Consider the following 26,916-nt stretch of genomic DNA (forward strand, 5'->3'; position numbering starts at 1 on the left):
GATCAAGACCCCTCGACCAGCGCGGCCAACCGGGTCAGCGACGCAGCGAGGTTGTCGGCGGTGGTGGCCCTGGCGCGCTCGAGACGTTTCGGGTCCGACAGTGCCGACCAGTCGTAGGTGTGGGTGACACGGGTGTGGGTCTGGTCCAGCGGTTCGAGGTCCCACCGCCACAGGTGCCCCGGCGGCTGCCGGCCGGGTTCGGCCGGTAGCCAGGCGATCCGGCGCCCTTCCTCGAACTCCACCACGTGGTTCTCCCGAAGGGAGCCCAGGGTCAGCATCGTGGTGAAGGTGTCGCCGGCGGCGCGGACCCGCTGTCCGGGTTTCGCCTCGGCCAGGTTGTCGTTGCCGTCCCAGCGCGGCTGTTGAGCCGGATCGGCGATCAACTCGAAGATCCGCTCGGCCGGCGCAGCGATGTCCCGGCCGGCGCTGACGACCCTGGCCGCAACGGGCGAGCCGACGCGGTGCAGGGTGCCCTCGGGATCGACGTACGCGAACTCCCGGAGCCGATAGTCGGTGTCGGCCGGTTCGATGAACCGGCCCTGGACTCCCGTTGCCGTCCACTGCGCGTAGAGCGCGTCGGCGTCGTCGACGTAGAGGTACACGCTGGCCGCGGTGCGCAGCGGATCGTGCTCCGCCCACTCGGTCAGATGCAGTGCCACCGGGCCGCGCTCGGCGAACCCGTACCGGGCCGGCCCGGGGTGGGCGCGGGCGGTGAATCCGAGCCGGCGATAGCGGTCCAGGGCGGCATCGAGATCTCGTACCGGGATGACGGGGGCGACGGCGGTGAAGACGATCTCCGGCATGACGCCAGTCTCACACGCACCCGCCGGGATGGCAGGATCTGGGCATGACCGACAACCCTTTTCCCGACGTGCGGTGGGGCCGCGACCCCGGACCGCTGGCGAGGCGCGCGATCGGGGCGGTCGCCGGATCGAAACCCGGCGCCTGGCTGATCCGCCAGTTCACTCCGCTGGACCGCTGGCTGCTCGACCGCAGCGACGGTCGGCTCACCATCTTCGGGCCGATGGCGGTCCCGTTGCTGCTGCTCACCACGACCGGCCGCAAGTCCGGTCAGCGCCGGCAGATCCCGCTGAGCTATATGCGGGATGGCGACCGGCTGTTGCTGGTGGGCAGCAACTTCGGACAGCAGCACCATCCCGCTTGGGTGTTGAATCTCGTCTCCGACCCGAATGCCTGGGTCACGATGGGCGGCAAGGAGATTCCGGTGCTTGCCACCGAGGTCATCGGCGAGGAGCGCGACCGGGCCTACCAGAGATTCGTCGACTACATCAACAACTACGACACCTACCGGCACCGGGCCGATCGCCAGATCAAGGTGTTCGCGCTGACCAGACGCTGACCGCCGGGATCCGAGGCTAACCGACCGGGGTGAACTCGATGTGCAGCGCGGTCAGGCCGCGCAGCAGAAACGTCGGCTCATAGTCGAAGTGCCGCTGGTCGGCCGGGCCGTGGTGGGCCTCACTGATCCTGATGTCGCGCATCCGGTCCAGCATCCGATTGGCGGTGATCCGGCCTTCGACCCGGACCAGCGGCGCGCCGGGGCAGGTGTGGATACCGCGGCCGAAGGCGATGTGTTCGCGAACGTTCTTGCGGTCCAGGTTGAATTCGTCGGGGTTTTCGAACTTGCGCGGGTCCCGGTTGGCCGCACCCAGGCAGAGCATGAGCACCGTGCCCGCCTTGATCGGCACACCGGCCAACGTGGTGGACTTGCGTGTCAGCCGGAAGTCGATCTTCGTCGGGCTCTGGATCCGCAGCGATTCCTCGATGAAGCGCGGGATCAGGTCGCGGTTCTCGCGCAGCCTCTCCTGCAACTCGGGGTGCTCCGCGAGGACCTGCACCATGGTCCCCAGCAGCTTGGTCACGGTCTCCTGGCCCGCGCCGAACAGGAAGGTCGCCGGACGCACCACCTCCCTCACTTCCGGGATCGACCCATCGGGGTAGGTCGCCTCGGCGAGCATGGTCAGCACATCGGCCCGGGGGTTGTTACGCCGATCGGAGATGTAGCCGTCGAATCTGTCGTCGAGGTACTCCAACGGGTTGAGCCCCACCGGTTCTCCGTCCAGAGCACCGACGCGGGCACCCGGGCGTGCGCCGGCCCCCAGCGCCCGGCGGAATTCGGCGCGGTCATCGTCGGGAACCCCGAGCAGGTCGGCGATCGCCAGTGTCGCGAATGGTTTGGCGTAGTCCATGAGGAATTCGCACCGGCCGTCAGCGATGAACTCGTCGAGCTGCAGGTCGGCCAGCCGCCAGATGAACTCCTCGTTCTCCTTGAGCCGGACCGGAGTCAGGATGCGCCCCAGCAGCGCCCGGGTCCGTTCGTGTGCCGGCGGATCCTGGACGACCACGTGCTCGAAGATGGGAAACTGGTGCCGGTGCGCCTCGATCTGCTCGGTGATGTCGTCGCCCTCGGGCTCGAAGGGCAACGGCGGGAAGGGACCGCCGATGGCGTTGACCGCCGAGAACGAGTCGTGGTCTTTGAACGCGGCGTGCACCTCGTCGTAGCCGGTGACGGCGACGACGCCGTGGTGCGGCTCGGCGAAGACGGGTCCGCATCCGCGCAGGTATTCGTAATAGGGGTAGGGGTTCTGGGTTATCCCCGGGTCGGAGAAGTAGTCCAGCGCCGCGAGATCCGTCACCACGCGATGCGCCCTTTCACTCGTGCCACGACCGCGTCGCGCTGATCGACCGATCAAATTGCTAGAATGCGTCATGCCTACCATGTGCGGCGACGGGTGGTCAAGCAATCGCAGCGCCGGGATGTCCTGAATGACGGCGCCGCGCAAGGCCAAATCGACCGACAGCGCCACCCGGCGACGGCTGATCGAAGCGACGGCCCGGCTCATGCGCGACGAAGGCTATGCCGCGGCGACCTCGCGGCGCGTGGCCGCCGAGGCCGGGGTGAAGCAGGCCCTGGTCTACTACTACTTCCCCACCATGGATGACCTGTTCGTCGAGGTGCTGCGTGCCGGGGCCGACGTCGCGCTGGAGCGGATGCGCGCCGCCCTCACCGACGACGATCCGCTCCGGGCGCTGTGGACGATCAACAGTGACGCCCGGGTGACCAGCCTGAACACCGAGTTCATGGCGCTGGCCAACCATCGCAAGGCGATTCGGAGCGAGCTCAAGGCCTACGCCGAACGGGTACGCGACATCGAGACCGCGGCCGTCACGGTGGCGTTGCGCGCCAACGGCGTCGACCTCGAGGAATGTCCCCCCGTCGCGGTCGCCATGCTGATCGCCCAGATCGCCCGCAGCCTGTGCAACGAAGACGCCGTCGGCGTCACCCGTGGCCACGACGAGCTGCGCATGCTCGTCGAGCGTCAGCTCAATCGGCTGGCGGTCCCCCCGGCCCCCGCCTCCTGACACCCGACGGTTGACAACCAGGCTCGTCGGTGCCAGCGGTGCTGATCGATCGACCAACACCAGACGGGGTGGGTGGAACCGGTGGACATCAGCAACGCCGTGCTGTTCTTGGCCTCAGACGAATCCCGCTACGTCACCGGGCTTCTGCTCACCGTCGACGCGGGCAGCATGCTGAAGTGAACCGGCGTCAGTGGGGCAGCTCGAATTCGACTCGGGCCGAAACCGTCTCGATGGCCTCGTGCACCGCGGTCAGCCGGTCGGACAACGAGGGCGCCGCCAGCACCGCGTAGCGGTCGGCCTCCCCCATCGGGACCCGGCAGGCCAGCGAATACAGCCGCTGCACCGGTTCCAGCGAGCGCAACCGGCGACCACCCAGCATCGTGTTGCGCCCCGGCACGACCCACCGGCGCCGGGCCATCGCCATCCGCTTGTGGAGTGTGACGATACGGTCTTCCAATTCGCGGAACTGGCTGTCGCTCACCGGTTCTGCCGGCTCATCGGGCCATTCCTCGACGATCGCCCGCGGATACGGATCGTCGGGCAGCCACTCTTGGACCCGGATCCGCTCCCCGGTCAGACAGCGCAACGCGTAACGGCCGCCACCGAGCTCGGTGCACTGCGTGATAGCGGCCATCGCGCCGACGTCGTTGCGCTGCTCGCCCCCGCCCACCTCGCGGCCGCGGGCGATCAGCACCACCCCGAACCGGGGGTCGCCACTGCGCACCAGGTCACCGACCATCACCGTGTAGCGCAACTCGAAGATCCGCAGCGACAGTTCCTCGCCGGGCAGCAACACCCATTCCAGCGGGAACATCGGCAGTTCCATCAGGCGATATCCAGTTCGGCGACCAGCGCATCGACGACCGCGCGCAGGTCGCCGTCGTGTTCCTCGGCGACTCGGCGCTGGCGCTGGTATGACGCACCCGTTCGGTAGATGTCGGCGACGGACGCCAGCTCGTCGGCGCAGTGCAGTCGCGCGGCCATCGGCTCCAGCCGGTTGAGCAGTTCGTCGATGTCCTCGGTGACCAATCGCTCGTTGCTGTCGGAGTCGAGAATGATCTCCGCGTCCAGGCCGTAACGGGCCGCGCGCCACTTGTTCTCCTGCACGTGCCACGGCGGCATGGTGGGGAGGAACTGGTCGGCGTCCAGCCGCCGGTCCAGATCGACGATCAGGCAATGGGTCAGTGCTACCAGGGCGCTTAACTCGCGAAGATTGGACACCCCGTCGCAGACCCGCACCTCGATGGTGCCCAGGTGCGGGGACGGCCTGATGTCCCAACGGATCTCGTTGGTGTGGTCGATGATCCCGGTCTTCTTCTGGTCGTAGACGAAACCTTCGAACTCCGCCCAGGTCTGGAACTGGAACGGTAGCCCCGCGGTGGGCAGCTGCTGGAACATCATCGCCCGGTTACTGGCGTAGCCGGTGTCCTCGCCGGCCCACCACGGCGACGACGCCGAGAGCGCCAGCAGGTGCGGGTAGTAGTTGAGCAGCGAGGAGATGATCGGCATCACCTTGCGGGCCGAGGAGATGCCGACGTGCACGTGCACGCCCCAGATCATCATCTGCCGGCCCCACCACTGGGTGCGTTTGATCAGCTCGGCGTAGCGCGGCGCATCGGTCAGCTTCTGCGCCGACCACTGCGCGAACGGGTGGGTGCCGGCGCCGAACAGTTCCATCCCCCGGTCGTGCACGATCGGCTGGGTGGCGGCCAGCGTCTGGCGCAGGTCGTCCATCGCCTCACCGGTATCGGCACAGATGCCTGTGACGAGTTCAACGGTGTTGCGCAGCAATTCGTTGTGCACCCGCGGGTTCTCGCCGATTTCGGCGAGCACGGCACTGGCTTCGTTGCTCAGGTCGCGGGTCTCCGCGTCGACCAGGGCGAACTCCCATTCCACCCCGAGGGTGGGCCGGGCGCAGTGCGCGAACTCGATCCGGGCTTCAGACCGCGAGGAAGCCCAGCTGTGCAACGGGTTATCCGGTGCCGATGACACCACACGCAACCCGCTTGCCGGCGTCTCCGGTGGTCAGCGTGGTCTGGTCCGGGCCGGGGGTGCCGTTGACCTGGGTGTAGCGGTCCGCCGGGATGTTGGCGAAGTTGTCGTCGTCGGCGTGGATGATGATGGCCGTCTTCTCACCTGCCAGCAGCTCGTCGCGGGTGAACGCGTCGGTGGTGGTCACCAGCAGCGCGCTGCCGTCGGAGCGCACCTGCAGCGAGGTCAGGTCGCCGCTCTGCGGGTGCTCGCTGTGACCGGGAGCCTGGAAGTGGCCGCCGGCCGACAGGAAGGCACCGGGTGCCCCGCCGCCGGGCGGCACCGAGTCGGCTTCGCACTTGCCCACGCTGTGGATGTGCATGCCGTGGAAGCCCGGTGTCAACACGCCGGGGCTGGTGGTCTGCACGGTGATCGTGGCGAATTCCTTGCCGCCGGCCTTGCTGAACTCGAACGTCGCGGTGGCGACCTGGCCGCCGTCCGGGGTCGTCAGGTGCGCGACCAGGGTGTCCGAGGGGCCCGACCCGCCCGGCTCATGGTCCACGCCCGACGGCGCCGGTGATCCGGTCCAGATCGCCGGCGTGGTGCCCGGCGCGTCCGAAGGCTGCTCGTTGGGGGGGCTGCACGCCGCCAACAGCACAACCGGGGTGGCGAAGACAGCGACGGCGAGAACTCTGCGGTGACCTGTGACCATGCGAGGAGCTTAACCCGCGACCACCACGATGACGCCTGGCGGCTGCTCGGCTACGTCGGGGATGCGCGGCTCCACCGCAGCGTGCAGCACGTCGGCCACGGCCGTGGCCGAGTCGTGCTCGCCCTGGGCGTCGCTGAAGTAGACGGTGGTCTCGGTGACCTCGGGCAGCTCGAGGTTCCCGACGTCGGTCACGTTCCAGCCGGCTTCCCGCAGCTGGTCCGCGGTGTGCCCGGCCAGTCCGGCCTGCTCGGAGATGTTGTAGACCCGCACATCGGACTTGTGGGCGGGATGCTCGGGCTTGGCCACCGCCGAGCTGGTGGTCATCGGTTTCGACGACGGCGAACTGTTCGTGTTGTCGTCGTCACCCGACGAGCCGAGCGCCTGGAACCCGACCAGCAGAAAGATGGTGCCCAGAAACAGCAGCACCATCACCATGGCCCGCAGCGGGAGCCTGGAGGAGTCGGGAACGTGTTCGCTCATTGCGCCCACTGTATCCAGGAGCAGGCCATAAGCGATAAACGCCCAGCTATCAACGGTTCCAGCTGATTCAGGTGATTCAGGTGATATCGAAACCGAGACGCCGGGCCGCGCGCGCCTTCTGACGACTGGACCGCAGCCTGCGTAGCCGTTTGACCAGCATCGGGTCGGCGGCCAGTGCCTCGGGCCGGTCGACGAGTGCGTTGAGCACCTGGTAGTAGCGGGTCGCCGACAGCGAGAACCGCTCCTTGATGGCCTCTTCCTTGGCGCCGGCGTACTTCCACCAGTCCCGTTCGAAGGACAGGATGTCGTGTTCGCGACGGCTCAGGCCGTCGGTGGGCTCCGAATCGTCCCCTGAGCGATTCGCTTGCGCCATGGCGCCGTCCATATCGTTTCCTGGACCCTTCCGGAAAGTACTTTGGTTGAACGTTCATTGCGTTTTTCGGCGGCGTGTCCTGAGCGAATATTCAATCACGGCAGGCGGTGTTGAACCGGGAGCCGGTCCCGCGAGTCGCCGTGGCCGCTGCACTGGGCCGATGGCAGCACACCAACCCGGCGGTTCCAGCTTCGCCTCTCCTCCGTCGAGCCTCGCTAAACCGCCCACCACCCCGGCGGTTCCAGCTTCGCCTCTCCTCCGTCGAGCCTCGCTAACCCGCCCACCACCCCGGCGGTTCCAGCTTCGCCTCTCCTCCGTCGAGCCTCGCTAAACCGCCCACCACCCCGGCGGTTCCAGCTTCGCCTCTCCTCCGTCGAGCCTCGCTAAACCGCCCACCTAAGCTTTTCGGTCATGGCCGTCGTACCCATCCGCATTGTGGGCGATCCCGTCCTGCACACCCCGACCAGTCCGGTCCCCGTCGCCGAAGACGGCTCGCTGCCCGCCGACCTCGGTGAGCTGATCGACACGATGTACCAGACCATGGATGCCGCCAACGGCGTCGGTTTGGCCGCCAACCAGATCGGCGTGGGGTTGCGGGTCTTCGTCTACGACTGCGCCGACGACCGCCGCGCGACCACCCGGCGCCGCGGCGTGGTGGTCAACCCGGTGCTGGAGACCTCCGAGCGCCCCGAGACCATGCCCGACCCGGACAACGATGACGAGGGCTGTCTGTCGGTGCCCGGCGAATCGTTTCCCACCGGCCGGGCCCAGTGGGCTCGGGTCACCGGCCTGGACGCGGACAGCAACCCGGTCACGCTGGAGGGCACCGGGTTGTTCGCCCGGATGCTGCAGCACGAGACCGGACACCTCGACGGGCTGCTCTATCTGGACATGCTGGTGGGCAGGCATGCCCGCGCGGCGAAGCGGACGGTGAGATCCAACGGCTGGGGGGTACCGGGCCTGTCCTGGATGCCGGGTGACGTGCCCGACCCGTTCGGCCACTGATGAGCCGGCGCCCGGAACTGCCCCCGGAACTGCCCGAGGTCGGTGCCCGGGTGAGCCTGCGTTATCTGCGTCCGCCCGGCTCCGAACCGCCGATGGGCGACGTGGTGGGGCATCTGGTGCAGACCGGGCCGCTGGTGCGGGTCCGCTCATCGGACGGGGTGATCCATGATTGCCGGCACGCCGACGTGCTCTATGTGCGGCGGCTGACCGATCGGCCGGTGAAGAACTCGGCGATCCGATCCGTCGAGCACGCCGCCGCCCTGGCCTGGCCGGGCAGCGAACACCAGTGGCTCGACGGCTGGATGATGCGGGCCGGGCCCGGCGCCGGGTTGGAAGCCAATTCCGCTGTTCCCCTGGACATGTTCGCGCACACCAACACTCTCCCGGCGATCATCGCCTGGTATGCGCAGCGGGACCTGCCGCCGTGCCTGGCGGTACCGGAACGGCTGCTGCGGTTACCCGAGGACATCCCCGCGCGGTATGAGACCCGCACCCTGGTGCGCGAGTTGCCCGCCGGAGAGCCCGGCGGCGATGTGCTGCTGGCCGGGGAACCCGACGCCGACTGGCTGGCGTCGGGCGGCGCCGAGCCGGTCGACGTGCTGACCGCGGTCGTCGGCGGCGAGGTGGTGTTCGCCTCGATCCCGGGGGTCGGGGTCGGGCGCGCCGCGCTCACCGAAGCCCCGGACGGGACCCGCTGGTTGGGTCTGTCGGCGCTGCGGGTGGCCGCCGAACGGCGCCGCCAGGGCCACGGCCGGACGATCTGTGCGGCGTTGCAGGCCTGGGGGTTCGACCGCGGCGCCACCCGCGGCTACGCGCAGGTGCCCGGCGGCTCGCCCGACGGGGCGATCGCGTTCGGCTTCTTCGAGGCGATCGGATTCGCCGGCCAGCACCGCACCCGCTACCTCGACGCGCGGCTGCTGTAGCTCGTAGCGGTCCGCCGCCACGATCTAGGGTGGCTGGCGTGACTGCGTTGCGACTGGCCACCTGGAACGTCAACTCCATCCGCACCCGGGTCGGCCGGGTGACCGAGTGGCTGGCCCGCTCCGAGGTCGACGTGCTGGCCATGCAGGAGACCAAGTGCACCGACGCGCAGTTCCCCACGCTGCCGTTTCACGAATTGGGCTACGAGGTCGCCCACGTCGGCCACAACCAGTGGAACGGGGTGGCGATCGCCTCCCGGGTCGGACTCGACGACATCGAGGTCGGCTTCCCGGGCCAGCCGGTCTGGGCCAAGCCGGATGCCGACCCGGCGGTGGAGGCACGAGCGCTGGGCGCCACCTGCGGCGGGGTGCGGGTGTGGAGCCTGTATGTGCCCAACGGCCGGGCACTGAACGACCCGCACTACACCTACAAGTTGGAATGGCTTGCCGCACTGCGCGATACTGCAGAAGGCTGGTTGGTCGACGACCCGTCGGCGCCGATCGCGCTGGTCGGCGACTGGAACATCGCCCCGCAGGACGACGATGTGTGGAGCATGGAGTTCTTCGACGGGGCGACGCACGTCTCCGAGCCGGAGCGCAGGGCATTCCGCGCGCTGACCGAGGCCCGGTTCCTCGACGTGGTCCGGCCGTTCACACCCGGCCCCGGCGTCTACACCTATTGGGATTACACGCAGTTGCGGTTCCCCAAGAAGCAGGGCATGCGCATCGATTTCATCCTGGGTTCTCCCGCACTGGCGACCCGGGTCTCGCACGCCGAGATCGTCCGCGACGAACGCAAGGGCAAGTCGCCCAGCGATCACGCGCCGGTGCTGGTGGACATCCAGTCGAGCCGGACGCCCCCAGTTATATGAATTCCTTGTGGATTCCGCGGGGCTCGCCGAAATGCGCATAGGATGGATTGGGTTAACCGATTTGCTCATTTGAAGGGCAGGGAATACCCATGAACGCCGTCGCAGGGACGGTTCGGAAGGTGGCCGGGGCGGCAACCCGCGCGGCGACCATGACCACCGAGGCGGCCGGCGCGATCGGCGGGGCCGCACTCAACGGAGTGATCGGCGGACTGAAGGGTGCGGCCAGCGGTGCGCAACGCGGGCTGAGCACCGGCAGTCACTCAACCCCCGCAGCGGCACTGACCTTGGGCGCCCTCGGCGTCACCGGGCTGGTCGAATGGCCGCTGCTGGTGGCCGTCGGCGGCACCGCGCTGGTGCTCAAGCAGCTCAACGGGCGGTCCGAGAACGGCAAGGCGCCCCAAGCGGCCCAGGCGAAGGCGCCGGCCAAGACTTCGGCCAAGGCTCCGACCGCGGCGGCACGGCCGTTGAAGTCGGTGAAGTCGAGCAAGCCGGCGGGTTCCTCGGCCACGCGGCGCAGCCCGCAGGCCAAGAAGACCACAGCACGGCAGTCGCGCAGCGGCAGCAGCGCTCGCGCGCGCCACTGATCGGGCCCGAGTGGATTTAGGCCGTGCCATCAGGCACTCTCTTCCGCTGCGTGCGGCGAGTTTCGGTGTCCAACTCACCTCCGCGTTGGTCGACGCATCGGTGCAGACCGCGACGGGGCTGGCCGACCTGGCCACCCGGCCGGCCCGTCACACCAGCGAGACCGGGTGGTCGCTGTCCCGACGGTGCTTCCGCGGCGAGCAGCGGGCCTGGGTCGAGGTACGCGGCCTTGACGGTGCGGCCGGAGCCGAGCTCGCGACCGCCGTCCTCACCGCGGCGCGGGCACTACCCGGGGTCACCGCGGTTCGGTTGAACCACCCGTTGTCACGCCTGGTCGTCGGCCTGGACTCGGCGGCCACCGACGTGGTGTCGTTGCGCGAGCTCTGCCGGGTCGTCGCCGACACCGAGAACCAGTACCGTCGGCCGGCCACCCCCGTCCGCCCGCCGGCCGCCCTGCCCGGCGACGGCATGACGCAGACGCTGCGCGCGTTGACGGTCGGCGCGAACGTCGCCGGCTTGGGTTTGGCGACCGTCGGGCGGCTGTTGCGGTTGCCCGTCCTACCGCTGGGCCTGGAAGCCGGGGTCATCGTCGTCGACTACCAGCCGCGAGTGCGCCGGCTACTCGAGGAACGCCTCGGCAAACAGGCGACCGACGCGCTGTTATCGCTGGCCGGCGCGGGTGTGCACACGCTCAACCAGGCACCCACCGCGCTGGCGGTGGACTTGTCGATGGAGGCGATGCGCGCCGGCGAGGAACGCGCCGCGGCGCGGGCCTGGCGCCGCCGCGAGCCCGAACTCGCCGACTACGCCGACCACCCGCCGGTGGCCATCCCGCCACGACCGGCACCTCGGCCGCCCGGTCCGGTCGAACGGCACCTGACCCGCAGCGCCTGGGCACAGGCGCTGGGCGCCGGAGTGATCGGCGCCGCGACCCGCAGTCCCGACCTGGCCGGTACCGCCGCGGCGGTGGCCGCGCCGAAGGGCACCCGCACCGCGCGCGAGTCGTTCGCCGCGACCCTGGGCCGCGGTCTGGCCGACCGGCACGGCGCGGTTGTGCTGCGGCCTTGCAGCCTGCGCGAGCTCGACCGGATCGACACGGTGATCATCGACCCGCGGGTGCTGTGCGGCGAAGGCCTGCGGGTGATGCAGGTGCGCGGCGCCGACGACGACGAGCTTCGGGCCGTGTGGGCGCAGGCCCAAGCCCGCCTCAGCGACCCCGGACTCACACCCGGCTGGCATCGGGTCGGTTCGCGCGCCGGCGTGCAGGCGTCGTTCCAGCCCGCGCTGCTGCCGCTGGCCGCCGCGGTGGTGACCGAAGCAAGGCACGCCGACGTCGAAGTGGTCTCGGTCGAGACCGAGGCGCTCGGCGAGCTGCGGCCGATCTTCGATGACATCCGTCCGCTGGACGGGGCCTCGGTCGATGAGGCGCTGACCGCCGCGGTGATCGCCTACCAAGCCGACGGTCACGACGTCGCCGTGCTGTCGACGGCCGCCGTCGGGGCACTTGCGGCCGCCGACGTGGCGCTGGGCGTCCTGCCGGAGCAGGGCTGCCCGCCGTGGTGCTCGGATGTGTTGCTGACCGATCTGGCCGCGGCGTGGCGAGTGCTGCACGCACTGCCGGCGGCCCGCTCCGCCAGCCGGCGCGGCGTGGAGATCGCCACCGGCGCTTCGACGTTGGGTGCGTTGCTGATGCTGCCCGGGGTGCGTGGCCGCGGGCCCGGCCCGGTGACCACCGGCGCGGCGGCCGGCGCCCTGTCCGGCTACTGGCTGGCCCGGCGTGCCGTGGACGCAGCGGCGCCTCGGCCCGCGGCGGTGCACGAGTGGCACGCCATGTCGGTCGACCAGGTCCGCGCGGTGCTTCCGCCACCCGACCTGGAGATCCCCGCCGAGGCCCACCACGCTCCCGCGGCGGCGGCCGCGCTGGCAGCAGTCGAGTTGGCCCGCCGCGGCGCGCAGCGCACCGCCCCACCCCGCTTGTTCTGGCAGTTCGCCCAGGCCGTGCGCAGTGAACTGTCCGACCCGATCACACCGGTGCTGGCCCTGGGGGCCGCGGCCAGCGCAGTGCTGGGCTCACCGGTCGACGCGATGCTGGTCGGTTCGGTGGTGAGCGGCAACGCGATGCTGGCCGCCGCGCAGCGGCTGGTGGCCGAGCGTCGGCTCAATGTGCTGCTGAACGAACAGGTCCCGCCGGCACGCAAGGTGCTTCCCGACGGCAGCCACCGCGAGGTCGACGCCGAGGAGCTGCGCCCCGGCGATGTGATCGAGGTGCAGCCGCACGAGGTGGTGCCCGCCGACGGACGCCTGATCGAGGCGATCGACCTGGAAGTCGACGAGTCGTCGTTGACCGGTGAGTCGTTGACGGTGGTCAAACAGGTCGAGGCCACCCCGGGCGCGGAGCTGGCCGACCGGGAGTGCATGGTCTACGCCGGCACCACCGTGGTGACCGGAACCGCGGTGGTGCTGGTGACCGCGACCGGCGGCGACACCCACGGACGCCGGGCCGCCGACCTGGTGGCCGGCGATCAGTCCGAGATCGGGTTGCAGCACCAGCTGAGCCTGCTCACCAGCAAGGCATGGCGGATAAGCCTGGCCGGCGGTGCGCTGGTGACCGGGCTCGGTATGGCGCGCCGGATCGGGTTGCGTCAGGCGGTGGCCAGCGGCATCGCGGTGAGCGTGGCCGCGATCCCCGAGGGGCTGCCGCTGGTGGCCACCCTGTCACAGCAGGCGTCGGCTCGCAGACTGACCAAAGCCGGTGTACTGGTGCGGGTTCCGCGTTCGGTCGAGGCTCTGGGCCGGGTCGACGTGGTCTGCTTCGACAAGACCGGAACACTGAGCAAGAACCGGCTCCGAGTGACTCAGGTGCATCCGGCGGAGGGGTTCACCGACGACGACGTGCTGCGCTACGCGGCGACCGCGGCCCCGGCGTCCAACGGCAACCGCCAGACGCACGCCACCGACACCGCCATCATCGAGGGCGCCTCCAGGGCAGGGGTCGCAGGCGCACCCAATGGTCTCGCCGCGCACCTGCCGTTCCGTTCCGGGCGCCAGTTCTCGGCCTCGGTGCTCGGAACCGAACTCACCCTCAAGGGCGCCCCGGAGGTGGTGCTGGCGTGCACCGGCGCGGGCCCGGCCGTCAAGCAGGCGGTGGCGGCGCTGGCCGCCAACGGCTTGCGGGTGATCGCGGTCGCCCGCCGTGACCTGACCCCCGAACAGGTGGCATCGCTCGGTGACGATCCCGAACCCGACGAGATCTCCGAGTTCTGCAACGAGGGCCTGACATTCGTCGGCCTGCTGGGCCTGTCCGACACTCCGCGCGACGAGGCCGCCGACCTGCTCGCCGACTTGGACCGCCGCCGCATCCCGGTGCGGCTCATCACCGGCGACCACCCGCTGACGGCCACCGCGATCGCCCGGGAGCTGGGCCTGGAGGTCACCAACGATCAGGTGATCAGCGGCGCGGAGTGGGATGCGTTGTCGCGCAAGGGCCAGGAGCGTGCGGTGGCCGAGCGGGTGCTGTTCGCCCGGATGTCACCGGAGAACAAGGTGCAGATCGTGCAGACCCTGGAACGCACCGGCAAGGTGTCGGCGATGGTCGGCGACGGCGCCAACGACGCCGCGGCCATCCGGGCCGCCACCGTGGGGATCGCGGTGGTCGCACACGGCAGCGACGCGGCCAGCACCGCCGCCGACGTGGTGCTGCTCGACGGGCGGATCCATACCCTGCTCGACGCCTTGGACGAGGGCCGCGAGCTGTGGCAGCGGGTGCAGGCGGCGGTGGCGGTGCTGTTGGGCGGCAACGCCGGCGAGGTGGCGTTCGCGATCATCGGCAGCGCACTCACCGGGCGCTCACCGCTGAACGCCCGCCAGCTGCTGCTGGTGAACATGCTGACCGACGCGCTGCCGGCCACCGCGCTGGCGGTCAGTTCGCTCAACGAGGCAGCTACCAACGGCGGGCACGGCCCCGACGAGCGCGCGCTGTGGCGCACGGTGGCCGTCCGCGGGGTGACGACCGCATCGGCCGCGGTGGGCGCCTGGGCGCTGGCATCGGTGACCGGCCGTCAACAGCGTGCCTCCACAGTGGCATTGGTGTCGCTGGTCGCCACCCAGCTGGGCCAGACCCTGCTCGACTCGCACGACCCGCTGGTGGTGGCGACCGCCGTCGGCTCGCTTGGCGCGATGGGAACGCTGATCACCATTCCCGGCGTCAGTCAGCTGCTGGGCTGCACGCCGCTGGGCCCGCTGGGCTGGGCCCAGGCGCTGGGTACGGCGGCGGTGGCCACCGTCGGTGCCGCCGTGGTGCCCAGGCTGCTGTCCGGTGTGCAGGACGCCGCGGACAAGCCCACCCAGTTCATGGTCCCGGGCCCGCGCCGGCCCGACGGCACCCCGATGGCCGACGGCCACCCCACGCCGCACCTGCGGCTTGTGCACAATGGGGACACCGGCTCTCGTCGCGGAACGGCCGCGGCCCGATCATCCGGCGACCCGTCGCCACCAGGAGGCTCATGATGGCGGACAAGCCGCGGCGCACCACCTCTCAGCGGGAAGCGGTGGCCCACATCCGCGACGCCGAGGGTTTCGCCGTCGAGTTACCCCTGGTGGGCAAGGTGACGGTGCCGCGTCCCGAGCAGCTGGCCTACTACGGGGGGCTGGCGCTGCTGGCGGCGTTCGAGATCATCGACTGGCCGGTCGCCGTTGCGGTGGCTGCCGGCCACATTCTGGCCAACAACCACCGCAGCGAGGTACTCGAGCAACTCGGCGAGGCCCTAGAAGACGTCTAGCAGACGTCGGGCCGCCTCCTCAGTTGTCGACGCTGAGCACCCCGACCCGCCACAGGAGTGCATACATCTGGTGCAGGGGACCGCTGAGCAGCCGGGTGGTCATGTCGACGACGGGGTCCGAGGCAGGCGCGCCCCGTCGGGGGTCCTGCTTCTTCGCCGTGCTGGCGGCACGCGGGGCCGGCGCCGGGATGTCGGTGTAAGCGATTGCAACCATGATGGCCTCCTAGTCGCGTAACGGCGCTACGCGCCCAGCGGGGAGTCCAGGGGTATGGCTCAGCTGGAGGCAGTGCGCGACCGTTCGGATGGGGACGGAACTGACGTCAGATATCGGCTCGGACTATCGCCGGAACTCATTCGTCCCTCACCTCCTCTCGGTCGCGGGCACGCGTGAGCGTGCCGGTTTCACCGCATGCTTCGGAGGCAGCTCCGACGACTGTCGGAAGACCGCACCCCTCTCGTCAGAGCTTCGGCACTGCACGGCGTGTCCTGCCCGCGTTACTGACGCGGTAGGAAGCCACTTGGGCTCAACCCTTAAGCCGGGAGGAGCTGTCCTGACCCGGGGCGTCTTTCGACGTTCGGGGTCAGTGGCCTGTATCCGTGCAGACGCCTCACCTAACGAGGTGCTTGCGTGCTCCATAGTGCATGACGGGCAGGCCGCGGTCAACTCCGCGCTTTCCGGGCGTGTCGGGGGCACCTGACGTGCCCGAATGCCCCGACTCGGGGATCCGAGGCGTTGTCACACCAGTCACTTGGGTAACAGCAATCAGCCCTGGCGGTCGCTGTCGGACAGGCGTACCGGCTCACCGGCGTAGCGCCCCGGCGACACCCAGGAGGTCAGCGCGCCGAGCACCATCATCACCGCGGCGGCGGCGAACACCACCGCCAACCCGGTGTGGAACGGCCCGGAGATCAGCTGCGGAAAGAAGGTGTGTCCGGTCAGCGCCTGAGCATCGACCCCGGGCTGGTGCAGTGCTCCGGAGGGCGCCAGCAGTTCGGCGATCGGGTTGTAGCCCAGGAACGCCGCGAACAAGCTGCCCACCGGCGGCGTCCCGGCCACCTGATCGGCCACCGCGGCCGACACCCCCTGCTCCTGCAGCCCGGTGCCCATCGCGGCCGGCAGGGTGTTGGCCAGGCCGATCACCATCAGCGAGAAGAAGACGCCGATCGACAGCGAGGTGCCGGCGTTGAAGAAGGTGGCTCGCACGCCCGACGCCGCCCCGCGCTGGTCGGCCGGAACGCTCGACATGACCACGGCGCTGTTGGGCGCGGTGAAGATCCCGCCGCCCAGCCCGTTGAGGAACACCAGCGCCGCGAACACCCGGTAGTCGAAATCGACCGGGAGCAGCACCAGCGCGACGAACGTCGCGGCCATCAGTGCCATGCCGCCGACAGCGAACGGCCGGGCGCCGTGCCGGTCCGACAACGATCCGGCCACCGGCCCGGCCAGCAGAAAGCCGGCCGTCATCGGCAGCAGGTAGATCCCCGACCACAGTGGGGTGGATTCGAAGCTGTACCCGTGCAACGGCAACCAGATGCCCTGTAGCCAGATGATCAGCATGAACTGCAGGCCGCCACGCCCGATCGCCGACATCAGGCCCGCCACGTTGGCCATGCCGAACGCCGGGATCAGGAACAGCCGCACATCGAGCAGCGGCGCGGCCACCCGCAGTTCGATGACACAGAAGAGCACGAGCAGCGCCACCCCGAGAGCCAGCGAGCCCAGCACCGCCGGGCTGGCCCAGCTGGTCGGCGAATTGCCGTGCGGCTGAATGCTGTAGGTGATCGCGGTCAGCAGCAAGGTCAGGCCCAGCGCCAGTGTCACGGTGCCGGCCCAGTCCAGCTTGGCCGGTGCCCGCTCACCGAGTTCGTGTAGTGAGCGCACCGACCAGAGGGTGCCCAGCACCCCGATCGGCACCCCCACCCAGAACACCGCCCGCCAATCCCATTCCGAGAGCAACCCGCCGATCAGCAGGCCGACGAAGGACCCCGCGACCGCCGCCACCTGGTTGACGCCCAACGCCATGCCGCGCTGATTGGCCGGGAAGGCATCGGTGAGGATCGCCGACGACGAGGCGAACAGCATCGCCCCGCCGACCCCTTGCACCACGCGCCAGGCGATCAGCCATTGGGCGCCGGCGGCGTGGTCGAACGGGTCGATCGACAGCGCGATCGCCGCGATCGTGAACACCACGAAGCCCCAGTTGTAGATGCGCACCCGGCCGAACATGTCGCCGAGCCGGCCGAAGAACACCACCAGCACCGCCGACACCAGCAGGTAGCCCATCAGCATCCACAGCAAGTAGCTGACGTTCGCCGGGTCCAGGGGGTTCAGGCCGATGCCACGGAAGATCGCCGGCAACGAGATCAGCACGATCGAGCCGTTGATGGTGGCCAGCAGCACGCCCAGCGTGGTGTTGGACAGCGCGATCCACTTGTAGCGCGGGTGGTGGCGGTCGTAGCGCAACCGGCGGGCGGTGGTGGCGACCGCGCCGGGATCGACATTTGCCCGGTCGATCTGCGCCGTCATCGATTCACCCGCATCTTCTCTAAGCCAAGGCACATATATTAGCTATGCAAAGGATCGGATGCCTAATCTGCGGCGCTCGCAGCCATGTCAGCGCCTTACATCGGCTGCCGCGCTGCGATAGCGTGGCAGTGCAGTCTGGCAGTGACAGAAATCCACACCGCGGGAGCGCAACCAGTGCGCTGAGAGGACGGCCGGGGCCGTCGACCGTACGAACCTGACCGGGTAATGCCGGCAAGGGAGAGGAAGAAACATGACCGACGTCTCAGATGTCCGAGTAGACCCGCAGGTGACCACCGGGCCCATCCCCTACAGCGAGAAGGCCTACCGCGAGATCGAAGCCCCCGGTGGCGCGGTCATGAAGGTGCCGTTCCGGCGGATCAACCTGACCAACGGTGAGCACTTCGACGTCTACGACACCTCCGGCCCCTACACCGACGCCCACGCCGACCTTGACCTGCACCGCGGCCTGCCGCCGCGGCCGGGCGTGGTGACCGATCGAGGTACCCAGTTGCAGCGCGCCCAGGCCGGTGAGATCACCGCCGAGATGGCATTCATCGCCGCCCGCGAAGGAGTACCGGCAGAGCTGGTCCGCGACGAGGTCGCCCGCGGGCGGGCGGTGATCCCGGCCAACCACAACCACCCCGAACTGGAGCCGATGATCATCGGCAAGGCCTTCAAGGTGAAGATCAACGCCAACATCGGCAACTCCGCGGTGACCAGCTCGATCGCCGAAGAAGTGGACAAGATGGTGTGGGCCACCCGCTGGGGCGCGGACAACATCATGGACCTGTCCACCGGCAAAGACATCCACGAGACCAGGGAGTGGATCCTGCGCAACTCCCCGGTTCCGGTCGGCACCGTGCCGATCTACCAGGCGCTGGAGAAGGTCAACGGCGACCCGACCAAGCTGACCTGGGAGCTGTACCGCGACACCGTGATCGAGCAGTGCGAGCAGGGTGTGGATTACATGACCGTGCACGCCGGGGTGCTGTTGCGGTATGTGCCGCTGACCGCCAAGCGAGTCACCGGCATCGTGTCACGCGGCGGCTCGATCATGGCGGCGTGGTGCCTGTCGCGGCACCAGGAATCCTTCCTCTACACCAACTTCGAGGAACTGGCCGACATCCTGGCCAGCTATGACGTCACCTTCTCCCTCGGCGACGGGTTGCGGCCCGGTTCGATCGCCGACGCCAACGACGAAGCCCAGTTCGCCGAACTTCGCACCCTGGGCGAGCTGACCAAGATCGCCAAATCCCGTGGCGCCCAAGTGATGATCGAAGGACCCGGCCACGTCCCGATGCACAAGATCGTCGAGAACGTGCGCTTGGAAGAGGAACTGTGCGACGAGGCGCCGTTCTACACCCTCGGACCGCTGGCCACCGACATCGCGCCGGCCTACGACCACATCACCTCGGCGATCGGCGCGGCCATCATCGCCCAGGCCGGCACCGCGATGCTGTGCTATGTGACTCCCAAGGAGCACCTGGGCCTGCCGGACCGCAAGGACGTCAAGGACGGGGTGATCGCCTACAAGATCGCCGCACACGCCGCCGACCTGGCCAAGGGGCACCCACACGCACAGGATCGCGACAACGCACTGTCCAAGGCGCGCTTCGAGTTCCGCTGGTATGACCAGTTCGCACTCTCCCTGGACCCGGACACCGCGCGGGAGTACCACGACGAGACACTGCCCGCCGAGCCCGCCAAGTCCGCGCACTTCTGCTCGATGTGCGGGCCAAAGTTCTGCTCGATGCGGATCAGCCAGGACGTGCGCGACTACGCCACCGAGCACGGGTTACAGACCCAGGAGGACATCGACGCCGCGATCCAGCAGGGCATGGACGAGAAGTCCGCCGAGTTCGCCGAACACGGCAACCGGGTGTATCTCCCCATCTCCACCTAGTGGGGTTCCTGCCGCTGGCCCCGCCCGGCTCGACCCCGGCGCGGGTGCTCACCATCGCCGGGTCGGATTCCGGCGGCGGCGCGGGCATCCAGGCCGACATGCGCACCTGCGCGCTGCTCGGCGTGCATGCCTGTGTCGCGGTCACGGCGGTGACGGTGCAGAACACCACCGGCGTCAAGAGCTTTCACGAGGTGCCCACCGACACCGTCGCCGCCCAGATCACCGCGGTGGTACCCGACATCGGGGTCCAGGCCGCCAAGACCGGGATGCTGGCGTCGGCGCGGATCATCACCACGGTTGCCGCGACGTGGCAAGAACTCGCGCTGTCCGTTCCGCTCGTGGTCGATCCGGTGTCGGCGTCCATGCACGGTGATGCCCTGCTGGCGGCCTCAGCCCTGGATGCGCTGCGCGACAACTTGTTTCCGCTGGCCACCCTGGTGACACCCAACCTGCACGAGGTTCGGCTGCTGGTCGGCATCGACGTGGTGGACGCCGAATCGCAACGGGCGGCCGCCCGGGCGCTGCACCGTCTGGGGCCACGGTGGGCGCTGGTCAAGGGCGGGCATTTGCCGTCGGCCCAGCACAGTCCCGATCTGCTGTTCGACGGCAACGATTTTCTGGAGTTCCCCGGGCCGCGGGTGGCCACCACCGACGACCACGGTGCCGGTGACACGCTGGCCGCGGCGACCGTGTGCGCGCTGGCGCACGGGTTTCCCGTGCCCGACGCGGTGGACTTCGCCAAACGCTGGGTGACCGAGTGCCTGCGTGCCGCTTATCCGCTGGGCCACGGGCACGGCCCCGTCTCGCCGCTGTTCCGGTTAGCACGGGGCGTCTCGTGAGCCTGGCGGACATAGCCGGTATCGCTCACCGCCCAGACGGCACCCCCGCCGGAGTGGTGGTGCTGACGCACGGCGCCGGCGGCAACCGGGATTCGCTTATGCTGCAATGGCTTTGCGACGAGTGGGCCCGGCGCGGCTTTCTGGCGATCCGCTACGACCTACCGTTTCGCCGGCGCCGCCCGAAGGGTCCACCGTCGGGATCGGGTGCCGGGGACCGGGAGGGCATCACCGAGGCCATCGAGTACGCGCGCGGGCTGTCCGGCGGTCCGCTGATCGCCGGCGGGCACTCCTACGGTGGCCGGCAGACCTCGATGGTGGTGGCGGCCAGCGGTGCACCGGTGGACCTGCTGGCGCTGTTCTCCTACCCGCTGCACCCGCCGGGCAAGCCGGAGCGCGCCCGCACCGAACACCTGCCCGACATCGGCGTGCCCACGGTGTTCACCCACGGCAGCTCGGATCCCTTCGGCACGACCGCCGAAATTCACGCCGCCGCCGCGTTGATCCCGGCCCCGCACCGGGTCGTCGAGATCACCGGCGCCCGCCACGACCTGGCCTCCAAGACACTGGACGTGCCGGCGCTGGCGGTCGACGCCGCACTGCGACTGCTGGGCCGAGACCCGTCGGTGAGCTTCGCTGGTTACCGGTGAGTCAGGTACCGTAATTTTCATGAGTACGGAGCGCTTCGACGTCGTCATCGTGGGTGCCGGCTTCGGCGGGATGGGTGCGGCGATAGAGCTCAAGAAGCTCGGCTACGACAACATCGTCCTGCTGGAGCGCGAGGACGATCTGGGCGGAACATGGCACGTCAACCGCTACCCGGGACTGGCCGTCGACATCCCCTCGACCACCTACTCCTACTGGTTCGAGCCCAATCCGCACTGGACCCGGCTGTTCGCCACCGGTTCGGAACTCAAGCGCTACGCCGAGCACGTCGCAGACAAGTACGACGTGCGCCGCCACATGCGCTTCCGCACCACCGTCGAGGGCGCCCGCTGGGACGAGGAGGCCCAGCTCTGGCAGGTGAGCCTGGCCGACGGTGCGACCCTCGGCGCCCGCTACCTGATCACCGCGACCGGGTTCTTGTCCCAGCCGCACACCCCGGACATCCCGGGCATCGCCGGTTTCGAGGGCAAGGTGGTGCACACCACCGCCTGGGACGACAGCTACGACTTCACGGGCCGGCGGGTCGGCCTGATCGGTACCGGCGCCACCGCGGTGCAGCTGATCCCGGAACTGGCCAAGACCGTCGCCGACCTCACGGTGTATCAGCGCACGCCGATCTGGGTCGCCCCCAAACTCGACTTCAACATCTCACCGTTCGTGCAGCGGATATTTGCCCGGGTACCGCTGACCCAGCGGGCGGTGCGCTGGGTCACCGACAGCATGCTGGGGTTCATGACGTTCGTCGGGGTGCTCAACTTCCCCTACTTCCGCAGGCTTTCGGTCGGCGCGATGGACCTCTGCAAGATCCACCGGTTCGTGCAGATCCGGGACAAGGAGCTGCGGGCCAAACTCACCCCCAACTACGACATCGGCTGCAAACGGCCGAGCTGGTCCAACGACTACTACCGCAGCTTCACCAAGCCGAACGTGCACCTGGAGACCGCCGGCATCGAGCGGATCGAACCGGACGGCATCGTCGGCTGCGACGGGCGCAAGACCGAGATCGACACCCTGGTGCTGGCCACCGGATTCGATCTGTGGGAGGCCAACTTCCCGGCGATCGAGATCGTCGGACGTGACGGGCGCAATCTGGGTAAGTGGTGGCGGGAGAATCGGTTCCAGGCCTATCAGGGCGTGTCGATTCCGGCCTTCCCGAATTTCTTGAGCCTGGCCAGCCCATACGCGTTCTGCGGCCTGTCGTTCTTCAACACGATGGAGTACCAGATGCGCCACATGGGCCGCTTGTTCGGCGAAGTGCAGCGCCGCGGTGCGACGACGTTCGAGGTCACCGAGGCCGCCAACGCCCGCTTCCTCGACGAGATGACCAAGCGGCTGGACTCCTCGGTGTTCTACAGCGGTGACTGCGCGACGTCGCGGTCCTACTACTTCAACCCCGCCGGTGAGGCCTCGCTGCTGCGGCCGACCACCGTCCGCAACGCGGTACGCGACGGCGCACGGTTTCCCCTTGAGGACTACCAGATCGCCTGAGCCGTGGGATGAATCGGCGTCAGGGCTGAGCCGGGCCGAACACGATGGACTCCATCAGTCTGCGCAGGCTTGCCTGCGCGTAGCCCGGCCCGCCGGGGGCGGACTCCTCGCCGTACTTCGCTTTGCGCTCCCGTGCCACCCGGCCCAGGTCGTCCACCAGCACCGCCAACACGTGCACCAGGAACCTGGCGTGGTCGCTGTCCAGCCCCGGCCGCACCATGATCAGCGGCTTGGCCCAGGTGTCCATGAATGCGCGCTCGGAATCCCGGAGCAGCTCCCGCTCCGCCGAGGCGAGATTCACTCGCTCGGTGTCGTAGACGGCCGCCAGTTCCGGGTTGGCGAACACGGTGGCCACGTATGCCTCGACCAAGCGAGCCAACGCCTCCCGGGGGTCGGCGAAGACACTCGCGATAGCCGACATCTCCCCGGCGGTCCGGTCCATGGCACGCTGCAGACCCGTCGTCAAGATGTCGGCCTTGCTGGAGAAGTACCGGTAGACCCCGGAGGCGGGGACACCGACGGCGTCGGCGATCTCGGTGACGCTGGTCTCGGCATACCCCTGCTTGCCGAACAGCAGGATCGCCGCGTGCAGCAGGGTCTCATACGGTCCGGCGTCGGGCGTGAAAATGCGCCATACCGTCAGTCGATTGACCCCGACGTCTCCGGGTTGGGGCAGTTGGGTGTCCACCAACGCGCGCGCGGACTCGATGAGCATCGGCCGGATTTCCTCGTCGGGCAGCGCAAGCCGGTGACCCAGGATGCTGCCGGCGACACTGAGCAGGCTTGCCGACAGGGTCCAGCGTTCTACGGAGTTCAGCTCCGGGCGCAGCGCGCCGAGCGGACGTTGAATGCGCCGATTGACCGTGGACATCTGCGCCATCAGCTTGGCCTGGTCGTCGGGCTGTAGGTAGCGGCCCTGCCAGCGGTACAAACCGCCGGTCGCGCGGTTGAGGAGCGCCGTCTCGAGGAGCGCCTCGACTATCCGGTCCAGTACCGCCGCGGGGTCTCGCTCCAGTTCGACGTCGGAGACGTCGTCGACGAAAGCCGTGCAGTCGAGTAGCTGCTGGCCGAACGCACCGACGACGACGGCAAACATGTGGTATTTGCTGGGATAATGCCGGTACAGCGCGGGCGCCGATATCCCGACTCTGCTGGCGATCGCCTCCATGCTGGTTGCGTGGTAGCCGTGCGCACTGAAGGCTTCCGCCGCCGCCCGGGTGATCTGTGCTTTGCGATCCTTGGGGCGCCGCCTGATGTGGGGACCCGCCCGTCCGGCCGGGTCGTTCGTGGCACCAAGCGTGATAACCACCCCTCATCACTCCCGACGGCTCTGTCGTTGCAGAGCATTATTAACACACCCTGGTCAACAACGCAGGGCAAGGCACCTTGCTTCGGTCCTGCCTGGCCGTGACAGCTACGGGGCCAACGGTACCCGGTGGCGCGCGTCGCGGAGTGGAACCCCGTTGGGGCCGCCGATGGACTGCGCGTAGGTCGCCACTGCGAACGCCACCGCAGAACCGGTGAGCGCCAGCGCATGCCGATTGGTCTTGGCGATGGTGTCGCCGGGGCCGTGATAATTCGGGTCGAACGCGGCCCCGGGTTTGCCGCCCCACAGCCGCGCCTGCGCGGTGGTCTTGAGCTGGGAGGCCCCGGTGGTGATGCCGCCGACTGGAACCCCGGCCACCAGGAACGGGCTGTAGTCGGTGTCGCTGCTCAACGGCATGTCGGCGGGCCGCACCCCGACCAAGTTCAGGTAGCCGGCGAGGGTTCGTTCCACACCGGCGGACCCGGCGGGGACGTCGCCCGGGGCGATGTCACGGCTCGGCAGCGCGGACTGGTCACCGTCGTAGGTGAAGAAACCGGGGTTCGGGGAGGCGAGCATGTCGAAGTCGAGGTAGACCGCGATGTCGTTGAGCTGGTCGCGGTCCAGTCCGAAGACGTAGTCGGTGGAGCCGCCGAGCTGTTGTTCCTCGGCCGCCCAGAACGCGAACCGCACCGCGTTGGCCGCCGAGGGCGCCGGTCCCAGCTGCAGGGCGGTCTCCAGCACCGCGGCCACCCCGGAACCGTTGTCGTTGATTCCCGGACTGCCGGGTGCGCTGTCCAGGTGCGCACCGACCATCACGACGTCATGCTCGGAGCCGGTTTTGGTCTGCGCCAGTATGTTTTTGGAGGTGACCTTGACGGTGACGGCGTCCAGCACGAGCCGCACCTTGCCCGTGGTGCGGCGTAGCGCGCGGTCCCCGTCGCGACCAGTCACCGCCACCGGCATGGTGAGCTGATCGTAGTAGTCCGTGGGGAACAGCCCGGCGGGAGCGCCGTTGCGGCTGGGCAGGCTGACCACGATCAGTGCGGCGGCACCGCGTTCGGCGGCCACGTTCTGCTTGACCACCACCGAACAGCCGGCGTCGCTGACCACGGCGATACCGCCGCGGGGCACCGTGGCCGGATAGTCGGCCGCCGCACAACCGGTCGACCGGGTCGGGCGGATCACCGGCCCGGTTACTCCCCCGACCGGTGTGCGCACCAGCAGCGATGCCTGGTCGACGGCGTAGCCGATTCCTCCCACCGTCAGGGTCGGCTTGCCTGGCGAGGTGGTGTCCAGCCTGGTGATCTCCGGCGTCTGCACGTCAAAGCCCTTGTCCCGCAGGGCATTGGCCACATAGTCCGCGCCGGCGTCGAAGCCGGGCGTGCCGTCGGCCCGGTCATGGTGGTGCGCGTCGGCGATCTCCTGCAATCGCTGCAGGTGCGCCAGCATCGCGTCGACTTTGACCTGACCGGCGAGCCGGTTCGACAACGGCGGCGAGACGGGCTCCGGCGAGCAGCCCGCCAACAGGGCGGTTGCGACCAGTAGGGCGCCCGCCGGGCGGATCACGGGGTGGTGACGAGGTGGCGGGTGCGGTCGTCCCGAACCGGAACCCCGTTGCGGCCGCTGAGATCCTGGGCGTAGATCCCGACGGCGTAGGGGACGCCGCGGCCGTTGAGGGCCAGTTCGTCGCGGTCGATGTTGTCGATGGTGTCGCCCTTCTGGTGGTAGTTCGGGTCGAACGGCTCATCGGCGGCGCCGCCCCACAACTTGGCCTCCTCGGCCGACTTCTTCACCTCGGCACCGGAGAACAGCCCGCCGGACGGGATGCCGGCCTGGGTGAATCCGTCGTAGTCGGAGCGACCGTCGAATGAGGTGTCACGCGGTTCCTTGCCGGCGGACTTCAGGTAGGCCACCAGGGTGCGCTCGATGCCGGCCGAGCCTTCCGGCACCACCGGCTGTCCGCGTTTGTCGGGGTCCAGTGACTGGTCGCCGTCGTAGGTGAAGTAGCCGGGGTTGGGTGAGCCGAGCATGTCGAAGTTCAGATACAGCGCGATGTTCTTGAGCTGCTCGACGTCGAGCGACTCGATGTACTTCCTCGATCCGATCAGGCCGAGTTCTTCGGCGCCCCAGAACCCGAACCGCACCGCATTGTGCACATCAGGCGAATCACCCAATTGCAGAGCGGTTTCCAGCACCGCGGCCACCCCGGAGCCGTTGTCGTTGATGCCGGGCCCCTCGGGGACGCTGTCCAGGTGGGCGCCGAGCATCACCACGTTCTCGGTCGAACCCGTCTTGGTCTGGGCGATCACGTTGCGCGCCGGAATCTCATCGGTGTGCGCATCGAGTTTGACGGTCATCGCGCCGTGCCCGCCGCGCAGCATCGCGCCGTCGGCCTTGGTCACACTCACCACCGGGATCTTGACCTCGGTGGCCTCGCCCAGCGTGCCGCCCATCTTCTCCTCGTCGACGCTGTCGGCGACCACCAGTGCCACCGCGCCCTTCTCGACGGCGACGGCCATCTTCTCCTTGAACGGGCAGGTTCCGCGATCCACCAGTACGACGGCATCCTTGACCGTCAGGCCGTCGTAGTCCTCCGCGCTGCAGCCCGGGCTGTCGTCGGCCGGCGCGGCCACCAGCGGCCCGGTGACGCCGTCCGGGGGCGTTCCGAGGCTGTACTGCAGGGCCCGAGCCTCCACGGTCTTGTCGCCGAGTTGCACCGAGCCCTTTTCGGCCTTGAACACCCGGGCGATGAATTCGGGGGTCTGGACGTCGAAACCGTGCTCGCGCAACGTGTTGGCCACGTAGTCGACGCTGGCGTCATACCCCGGGGTGCCGACGGCGCGGGTGTCGTTGTTGGCGTTGGCGATGTCCTGCAGTTTCTGCAGGTGCGTCATCATCGCGTCGATGGTGACCTTGTCGCTCAATGTGTTGGCGAACTCCGCTGCCGCGGCGGCGTCCGGTGCCTTCTCAATGGTGCTGCGCGGCGTGCTGCTGCACCCACCGGTGAACAGCACAGCGACCAGCACGGCACCAAGGACGGGCATCAGTTTCTTCTGGTAATCCACCGCGTCCACGTTAGTGGGTGGGCGGCGCGACGCGCGCCAGGCACGGCT

Annotated in this window: 23 protein-coding genes, 3 pseudogenes and 2 riboswitches; of the genes and pseudogenes, 13 read left to right on the plus strand and 13 right to left on the minus strand. The window is 69.0% G+C overall.

All coding sequences use genetic code 11. The annotated features are described in order from the left end of the window. Nucleotides 1–2 precede the first annotated feature (2 nt). Together G6N23_RS21610 and G6N23_RS22635 are read right to left on the minus strand one after the other, a co-directional pair. Nucleotides 3–467 (minus strand): SRPBCC family protein, encoded by a 465-nt coding sequence (locus G6N23_RS21610; protein ID WP_197701542.1) that lies wholly within the window; start codon nucleotides 465–467, stop codon nucleotides 3–5. Beyond that, nucleotides 441–803, minus strand: a pseudogene (locus tag G6N23_RS22635) (bleomycin resistance protein); the annotation flags it as partial. The pseudogene G6N23_RS22635 and the gene G6N23_RS21610, both read right to left, overlap by 27 nt. A gap of 44 nt (nucleotides 804–847) precedes the next feature. Here G6N23_RS22635 and G6N23_RS18085 point away from each other — a divergent pair. Continuing rightward, complete coding sequence (locus G6N23_RS18085) at nucleotides 848–1,360, plus strand: nitroreductase/quinone reductase family protein (protein ID WP_085260788.1); 513 nt, start codon at nucleotides 848–850, stop codon at nucleotides 1,358–1,360. 16 nt (nucleotides 1,361–1,376) lie between these two features. Here the strand turns inward: G6N23_RS18085 and G6N23_RS18090 are convergent, their stop codons facing one another. Further along, the gene (locus tag G6N23_RS18090; RefSeq protein ID WP_085260915.1) at nucleotides 1,377–2,657 is read right to left on the minus strand and encodes a cytochrome P450; all 1,281 of its coding nucleotides are present in this window, start codon (nucleotides 2,655–2,657) and stop codon (nucleotides 1,377–1,379) included. A 130-nt stretch (nucleotides 2,658–2,787) separates the two neighbouring features. On the opposite strand from G6N23_RS18090, the gene G6N23_RS18095 reads away from it, so the two are divergent. Together G6N23_RS18095 and G6N23_RS18100 are read left to right on the plus strand one after the other, a co-directional pair. Continuing rightward, nucleotides 2,788–3,384 carry a TetR/AcrR family transcriptional regulator gene (locus G6N23_RS18095; protein ID WP_085260787.1) on the plus strand — a complete coding sequence of 199 codons (597 nt, stop codon included), beginning with the start codon at nucleotides 2,788–2,790 and terminating at the stop codon, nucleotides 3,382–3,384. A 66-nt stretch (nucleotides 3,385–3,450) separates the two neighbouring features. Next, a pseudogene (locus tag G6N23_RS18100) lies at nucleotides 3,451–3,564 on the plus strand (SDR family oxidoreductase); the annotation flags it as partial. A 7-nt stretch (nucleotides 3,565–3,571) separates the two neighbouring features. On the opposite strand, the gene G6N23_RS18105 reads toward G6N23_RS18100, so the two are convergent. The 5 genes from G6N23_RS18105 to G6N23_RS18125 all read right to left on the minus strand — a co-directional run bounded on the left by G6N23_RS18105 (nucleotide 3,572) and on the right by G6N23_RS18125 (nucleotide 6,932). Further along, nucleotides 3,572–4,210 carry an LON peptidase substrate-binding domain-containing protein gene (locus G6N23_RS18105; protein ID WP_085260786.1) on the minus strand — a complete coding sequence of 213 codons (639 nt, stop codon included), beginning with the start codon at nucleotides 4,208–4,210 and terminating at the stop codon, nucleotides 3,572–3,574. Continuing rightward, the gene (locus G6N23_RS18110; protein WP_085260785.1) at nucleotides 4,210–5,352 is read right to left on the minus strand and encodes a glutamate--cysteine ligase; all 1,143 of its coding nucleotides are present in this window, start codon (nucleotides 5,350–5,352) and stop codon (nucleotides 4,210–4,212) included. Before G6N23_RS18110 ends, G6N23_RS18105 begins: the two co-directional genes overlap by 1 nt. Before the next feature lie 4 nt (nucleotides 5,353–5,356). Continuing rightward, nucleotides 5,357–6,067, minus strand: coding sequence for a superoxide dismutase[Cu-Zn] (gene sodC / locus G6N23_RS18115; RefSeq protein WP_085260784.1), 711 nt, complete (start codon nucleotides 6,065–6,067; stop codon nucleotides 5,357–5,359). 9 nt (nucleotides 6,068–6,076) lie between these two features. Next, nucleotides 6,077–6,547, minus strand: a complete 471-nt coding sequence (locus G6N23_RS18120) for a LytR C-terminal domain-containing protein (protein ID WP_085260783.1) — start codon at nucleotides 6,545–6,547, stop codon at nucleotides 6,077–6,079. A 76-nt stretch (nucleotides 6,548–6,623) separates the two neighbouring features. Beyond that, complete coding sequence (locus tag G6N23_RS18125) at nucleotides 6,624–6,932, minus strand: nucleoid-associated protein NapA (protein WP_013827346.1); 309 nt, start codon at nucleotides 6,930–6,932, stop codon at nucleotides 6,624–6,626. A gap of 399 nt (nucleotides 6,933–7,331) precedes the next feature. On the opposite strand from G6N23_RS18125, the gene G6N23_RS18130 reads away from it, so the two are divergent. From G6N23_RS18130 to G6N23_RS18155, 6 genes and pseudogenes are all read left to right on the plus strand, one after another. Then, nucleotides 7,332–7,925: a peptide deformylase gene (locus G6N23_RS18130; RefSeq protein ID WP_085260782.1), complete on the plus strand. Its 594-nt coding sequence runs from the start codon at nucleotides 7,332–7,334 to the stop codon at nucleotides 7,923–7,925. Beyond that, a complete protein-coding gene (locus tag G6N23_RS18135) occupies nucleotides 7,925–8,848 on the plus strand; it encodes an N-acetylglutamate synthase, CG3035 family (protein ID WP_085260781.1) in 924 nt (307 codons plus the stop codon). Before G6N23_RS18130 ends, G6N23_RS18135 begins: the two co-directional genes overlap by 1 nt. 47 nt (nucleotides 8,849–8,895) lie before the next feature. Beyond that, nucleotides 8,896–9,717, plus strand: coding sequence for an exodeoxyribonuclease III (locus tag G6N23_RS18140; protein WP_085260914.1), 822 nt, complete (start codon nucleotides 8,896–8,898; stop codon nucleotides 9,715–9,717). Between the two features lie 89 nt (nucleotides 9,718–9,806). Then, nucleotides 9,807–10,301: a hypothetical protein gene (locus G6N23_RS18145; protein WP_085260780.1), complete on the plus strand. Its 495-nt coding sequence runs from the start codon at nucleotides 9,807–9,809 to the stop codon at nucleotides 10,299–10,301. 46 nt (nucleotides 10,302–10,347) lie between these two features. Beyond that, a pseudogene (locus G6N23_RS18150) lies at nucleotides 10,348–14,765 on the plus strand (HAD-IC family P-type ATPase); the annotation flags it as partial. A gap of 36 nt (nucleotides 14,766–14,801) precedes the next feature. Next, nucleotides 14,802–15,077 (plus strand): hypothetical protein, encoded by a 276-nt coding sequence (locus tag G6N23_RS18155; protein WP_085260778.1) that lies wholly within the window; start codon nucleotides 14,802–14,804, stop codon nucleotides 15,075–15,077. Between the two features lie 19 nt (nucleotides 15,078–15,096). Here G6N23_RS18155 and G6N23_RS18160 read toward each other — a convergent pair whose 3' ends face one another. Together G6N23_RS18160 and G6N23_RS18165 are read right to left on the minus strand one after the other, a co-directional pair. Beyond that, nucleotides 15,097–15,291 (minus strand): Rv1535 family protein, encoded by a 195-nt coding sequence (locus G6N23_RS18160; protein WP_085260777.1) that lies wholly within the window; start codon nucleotides 15,289–15,291, stop codon nucleotides 15,097–15,099. 229 nt (nucleotides 15,292–15,520) lie between these two features. Then, nucleotides 15,521–15,704: riboswitch (M-box (ykoK) riboswitch) on the minus strand. A 136-nt stretch (nucleotides 15,705–15,840) separates the two neighbouring features. Beyond that, a complete protein-coding gene (locus G6N23_RS18165) occupies nucleotides 15,841–17,604 on the minus strand; it encodes an MFS transporter (RefSeq protein WP_085260776.1) in 1,764 nt (587 codons plus the stop codon). A 149-nt stretch (nucleotides 17,605–17,753) separates the two neighbouring features. Next, nucleotides 17,754–17,860: riboswitch (TPP riboswitch) on the plus strand. On the opposite strand from G6N23_RS18165, the gene thiC reads away from it, so the two are divergent. The 4 genes from thiC (at nucleotide 17,855) to G6N23_RS18185 (ending at nucleotide 22,497) form a co-directional block, all read left to right on the plus strand. Beyond that, nucleotides 17,855–19,507, plus strand: coding sequence for a phosphomethylpyrimidine synthase ThiC (thiC, locus tag G6N23_RS18170; RefSeq protein ID WP_085260775.1), 1,653 nt, complete (start codon nucleotides 17,855–17,857; stop codon nucleotides 19,505–19,507). It overlaps the preceding riboswitch by 6 nt. Continuing rightward, nucleotides 19,507–20,346, plus strand: coding sequence for a bifunctional hydroxymethylpyrimidine kinase/phosphomethylpyrimidine kinase (gene thiD, locus G6N23_RS18175; protein WP_085260774.1), 840 nt, complete (start codon nucleotides 19,507–19,509; stop codon nucleotides 20,344–20,346). Before thiC ends, thiD begins: the two co-directional genes overlap by 1 nt. Continuing rightward, the gene (locus G6N23_RS18180; RefSeq protein ID WP_085260773.1) at nucleotides 20,343–20,993 is read left to right on the plus strand and encodes an alpha/beta hydrolase family protein; all 651 of its coding nucleotides are present in this window, start codon (nucleotides 20,343–20,345) and stop codon (nucleotides 20,991–20,993) included. Before thiD ends, G6N23_RS18180 begins: the two co-directional genes overlap by 4 nt. Nucleotides 20,994–21,012: 19 nt before the next feature. Beyond that, on the plus strand, nucleotides 21,013–22,497 hold the full coding sequence (locus tag G6N23_RS18185) for a flavin-containing monooxygenase (RefSeq protein WP_085260772.1): 1,485 nt from the start codon (nucleotides 21,013–21,015) through the stop codon (nucleotides 22,495–22,497). A 19-nt stretch (nucleotides 22,498–22,516) separates the two neighbouring features. On the opposite strand, the gene G6N23_RS18190 is transcribed toward G6N23_RS18185, so the two are convergent. The 3 genes from G6N23_RS18190 to G6N23_RS18200 form a co-directional block, all read right to left on the minus strand. Next, complete coding sequence (locus G6N23_RS18190) at nucleotides 22,517–23,806, minus strand: TetR/AcrR family transcriptional regulator (RefSeq protein ID WP_085260771.1); 1,290 nt, start codon at nucleotides 23,804–23,806, stop codon at nucleotides 22,517–22,519. A gap of 105 nt (nucleotides 23,807–23,911) precedes the next feature. Further along, nucleotides 23,912–25,369: a M28 family peptidase gene (locus G6N23_RS18195; RefSeq protein ID WP_085260770.1), complete on the minus strand. Its 1,458-nt coding sequence runs from the start codon at nucleotides 25,367–25,369 to the stop codon at nucleotides 23,912–23,914. Beyond that, complete coding sequence (locus tag G6N23_RS18200) at nucleotides 25,366–26,847, minus strand: M28 family metallopeptidase (RefSeq protein WP_085260913.1); 1,482 nt, start codon at nucleotides 26,845–26,847, stop codon at nucleotides 25,366–25,368. The genes G6N23_RS18195 and G6N23_RS18200 overlap by 4 nt, the downstream gene beginning before the upstream one ends. Nucleotides 26,848–26,916: the final 69 nt, after the last annotated feature.

Source organism: Mycolicibacter terrae, from assembly GCF_010727125.1.
Lineage (GTDB): Bacteria > Actinomycetota > Actinomycetes > Mycobacteriales > Mycobacteriaceae > Mycobacterium > Mycobacterium terrae.

What these genes read in the sequence shown, in the direction of transcription:
- G6N23_RS18085 (WP_085260788.1), top strand. Translation starts at nt 848, where the DNA reads ATGACCGACAACCCTTTTCCCGACGTGCGGTGGGGCCGCGACCCCGGA.
- G6N23_RS18095 (WP_085260787.1), top strand. Translation starts at nt 2,788, where the DNA reads ATGACGGCGCCGCGCAAGGCCAAATCGACCGACAGCGCCACCCGGCGA.
- G6N23_RS18105 (WP_085260786.1), bottom strand. Translation starts at nt 4,210, where the DNA reads ATGGAACTGCCGATGTTCCCGCTGGAATGGGTGTTGCTGCCCGGCGAG.
- sodC (WP_085260784.1), bottom strand. Translation starts at nt 6,067, where the DNA reads ATGGTCACAGGTCACCGCAGAGTTCTCGCCGTCGCTGTCTTCGCCACC.
- G6N23_RS18120 (WP_085260783.1), bottom strand. Translation starts at nt 6,547, where the DNA reads ATGAGCGAACACGTTCCCGACTCCTCCAGGCTCCCGCTGCGGGCCATG.
- G6N23_RS18125 (WP_013827346.1), bottom strand. Translation starts at nt 6,932, where the DNA reads ATGGACGGCGCCATGGCGCAAGCGAATCGCTCAGGGGACGATTCGGAG.
- G6N23_RS18130 (WP_085260782.1), top strand. Translation starts at nt 7,332, where the DNA reads ATGGCCGTCGTACCCATCCGCATTGTGGGCGATCCCGTCCTGCACACC.
- G6N23_RS18135 (WP_085260781.1), top strand. Translation starts at nt 7,925, where the DNA reads ATGAGCCGGCGCCCGGAACTGCCCCCGGAACTGCCCGAGGTCGGTGCC.
- G6N23_RS18145 (WP_085260780.1), top strand. Translation starts at nt 9,807, where the DNA reads ATGAACGCCGTCGCAGGGACGGTTCGGAAGGTGGCCGGGGCGGCAACC.
- G6N23_RS18155 (WP_085260778.1), top strand. Translation starts at nt 14,802, where the DNA reads ATGATGGCGGACAAGCCGCGGCGCACCACCTCTCAGCGGGAAGCGGTG.
- G6N23_RS18160 (WP_085260777.1), bottom strand. Translation starts at nt 15,291, where the DNA reads ATGGTTGCAATCGCTTACACCGACATCCCGGCGCCGGCCCCGCGTGCC.
- G6N23_RS18165 (WP_085260776.1), bottom strand. Translation starts at nt 17,604, where the DNA reads ATGACGGCGCAGATCGACCGGGCAAATGTCGATCCCGGCGCGGTCGCC.
- thiC (WP_085260775.1), top strand. Translation starts at nt 17,855, where the DNA reads ATGACCGACGTCTCAGATGTCCGAGTAGACCCGCAGGTGACCACCGGG.
- G6N23_RS18185 (WP_085260772.1), top strand. Translation starts at nt 21,013, where the DNA reads ATGAGTACGGAGCGCTTCGACGTCGTCATCGTGGGTGCCGGCTTCGGC.
- G6N23_RS18200 (WP_085260913.1), bottom strand. Translation starts at nt 26,847, where the DNA reads ATGCCCGTCCTTGGTGCCGTGCTGGTCGCTGTGCTGTTCACCGGTGGG.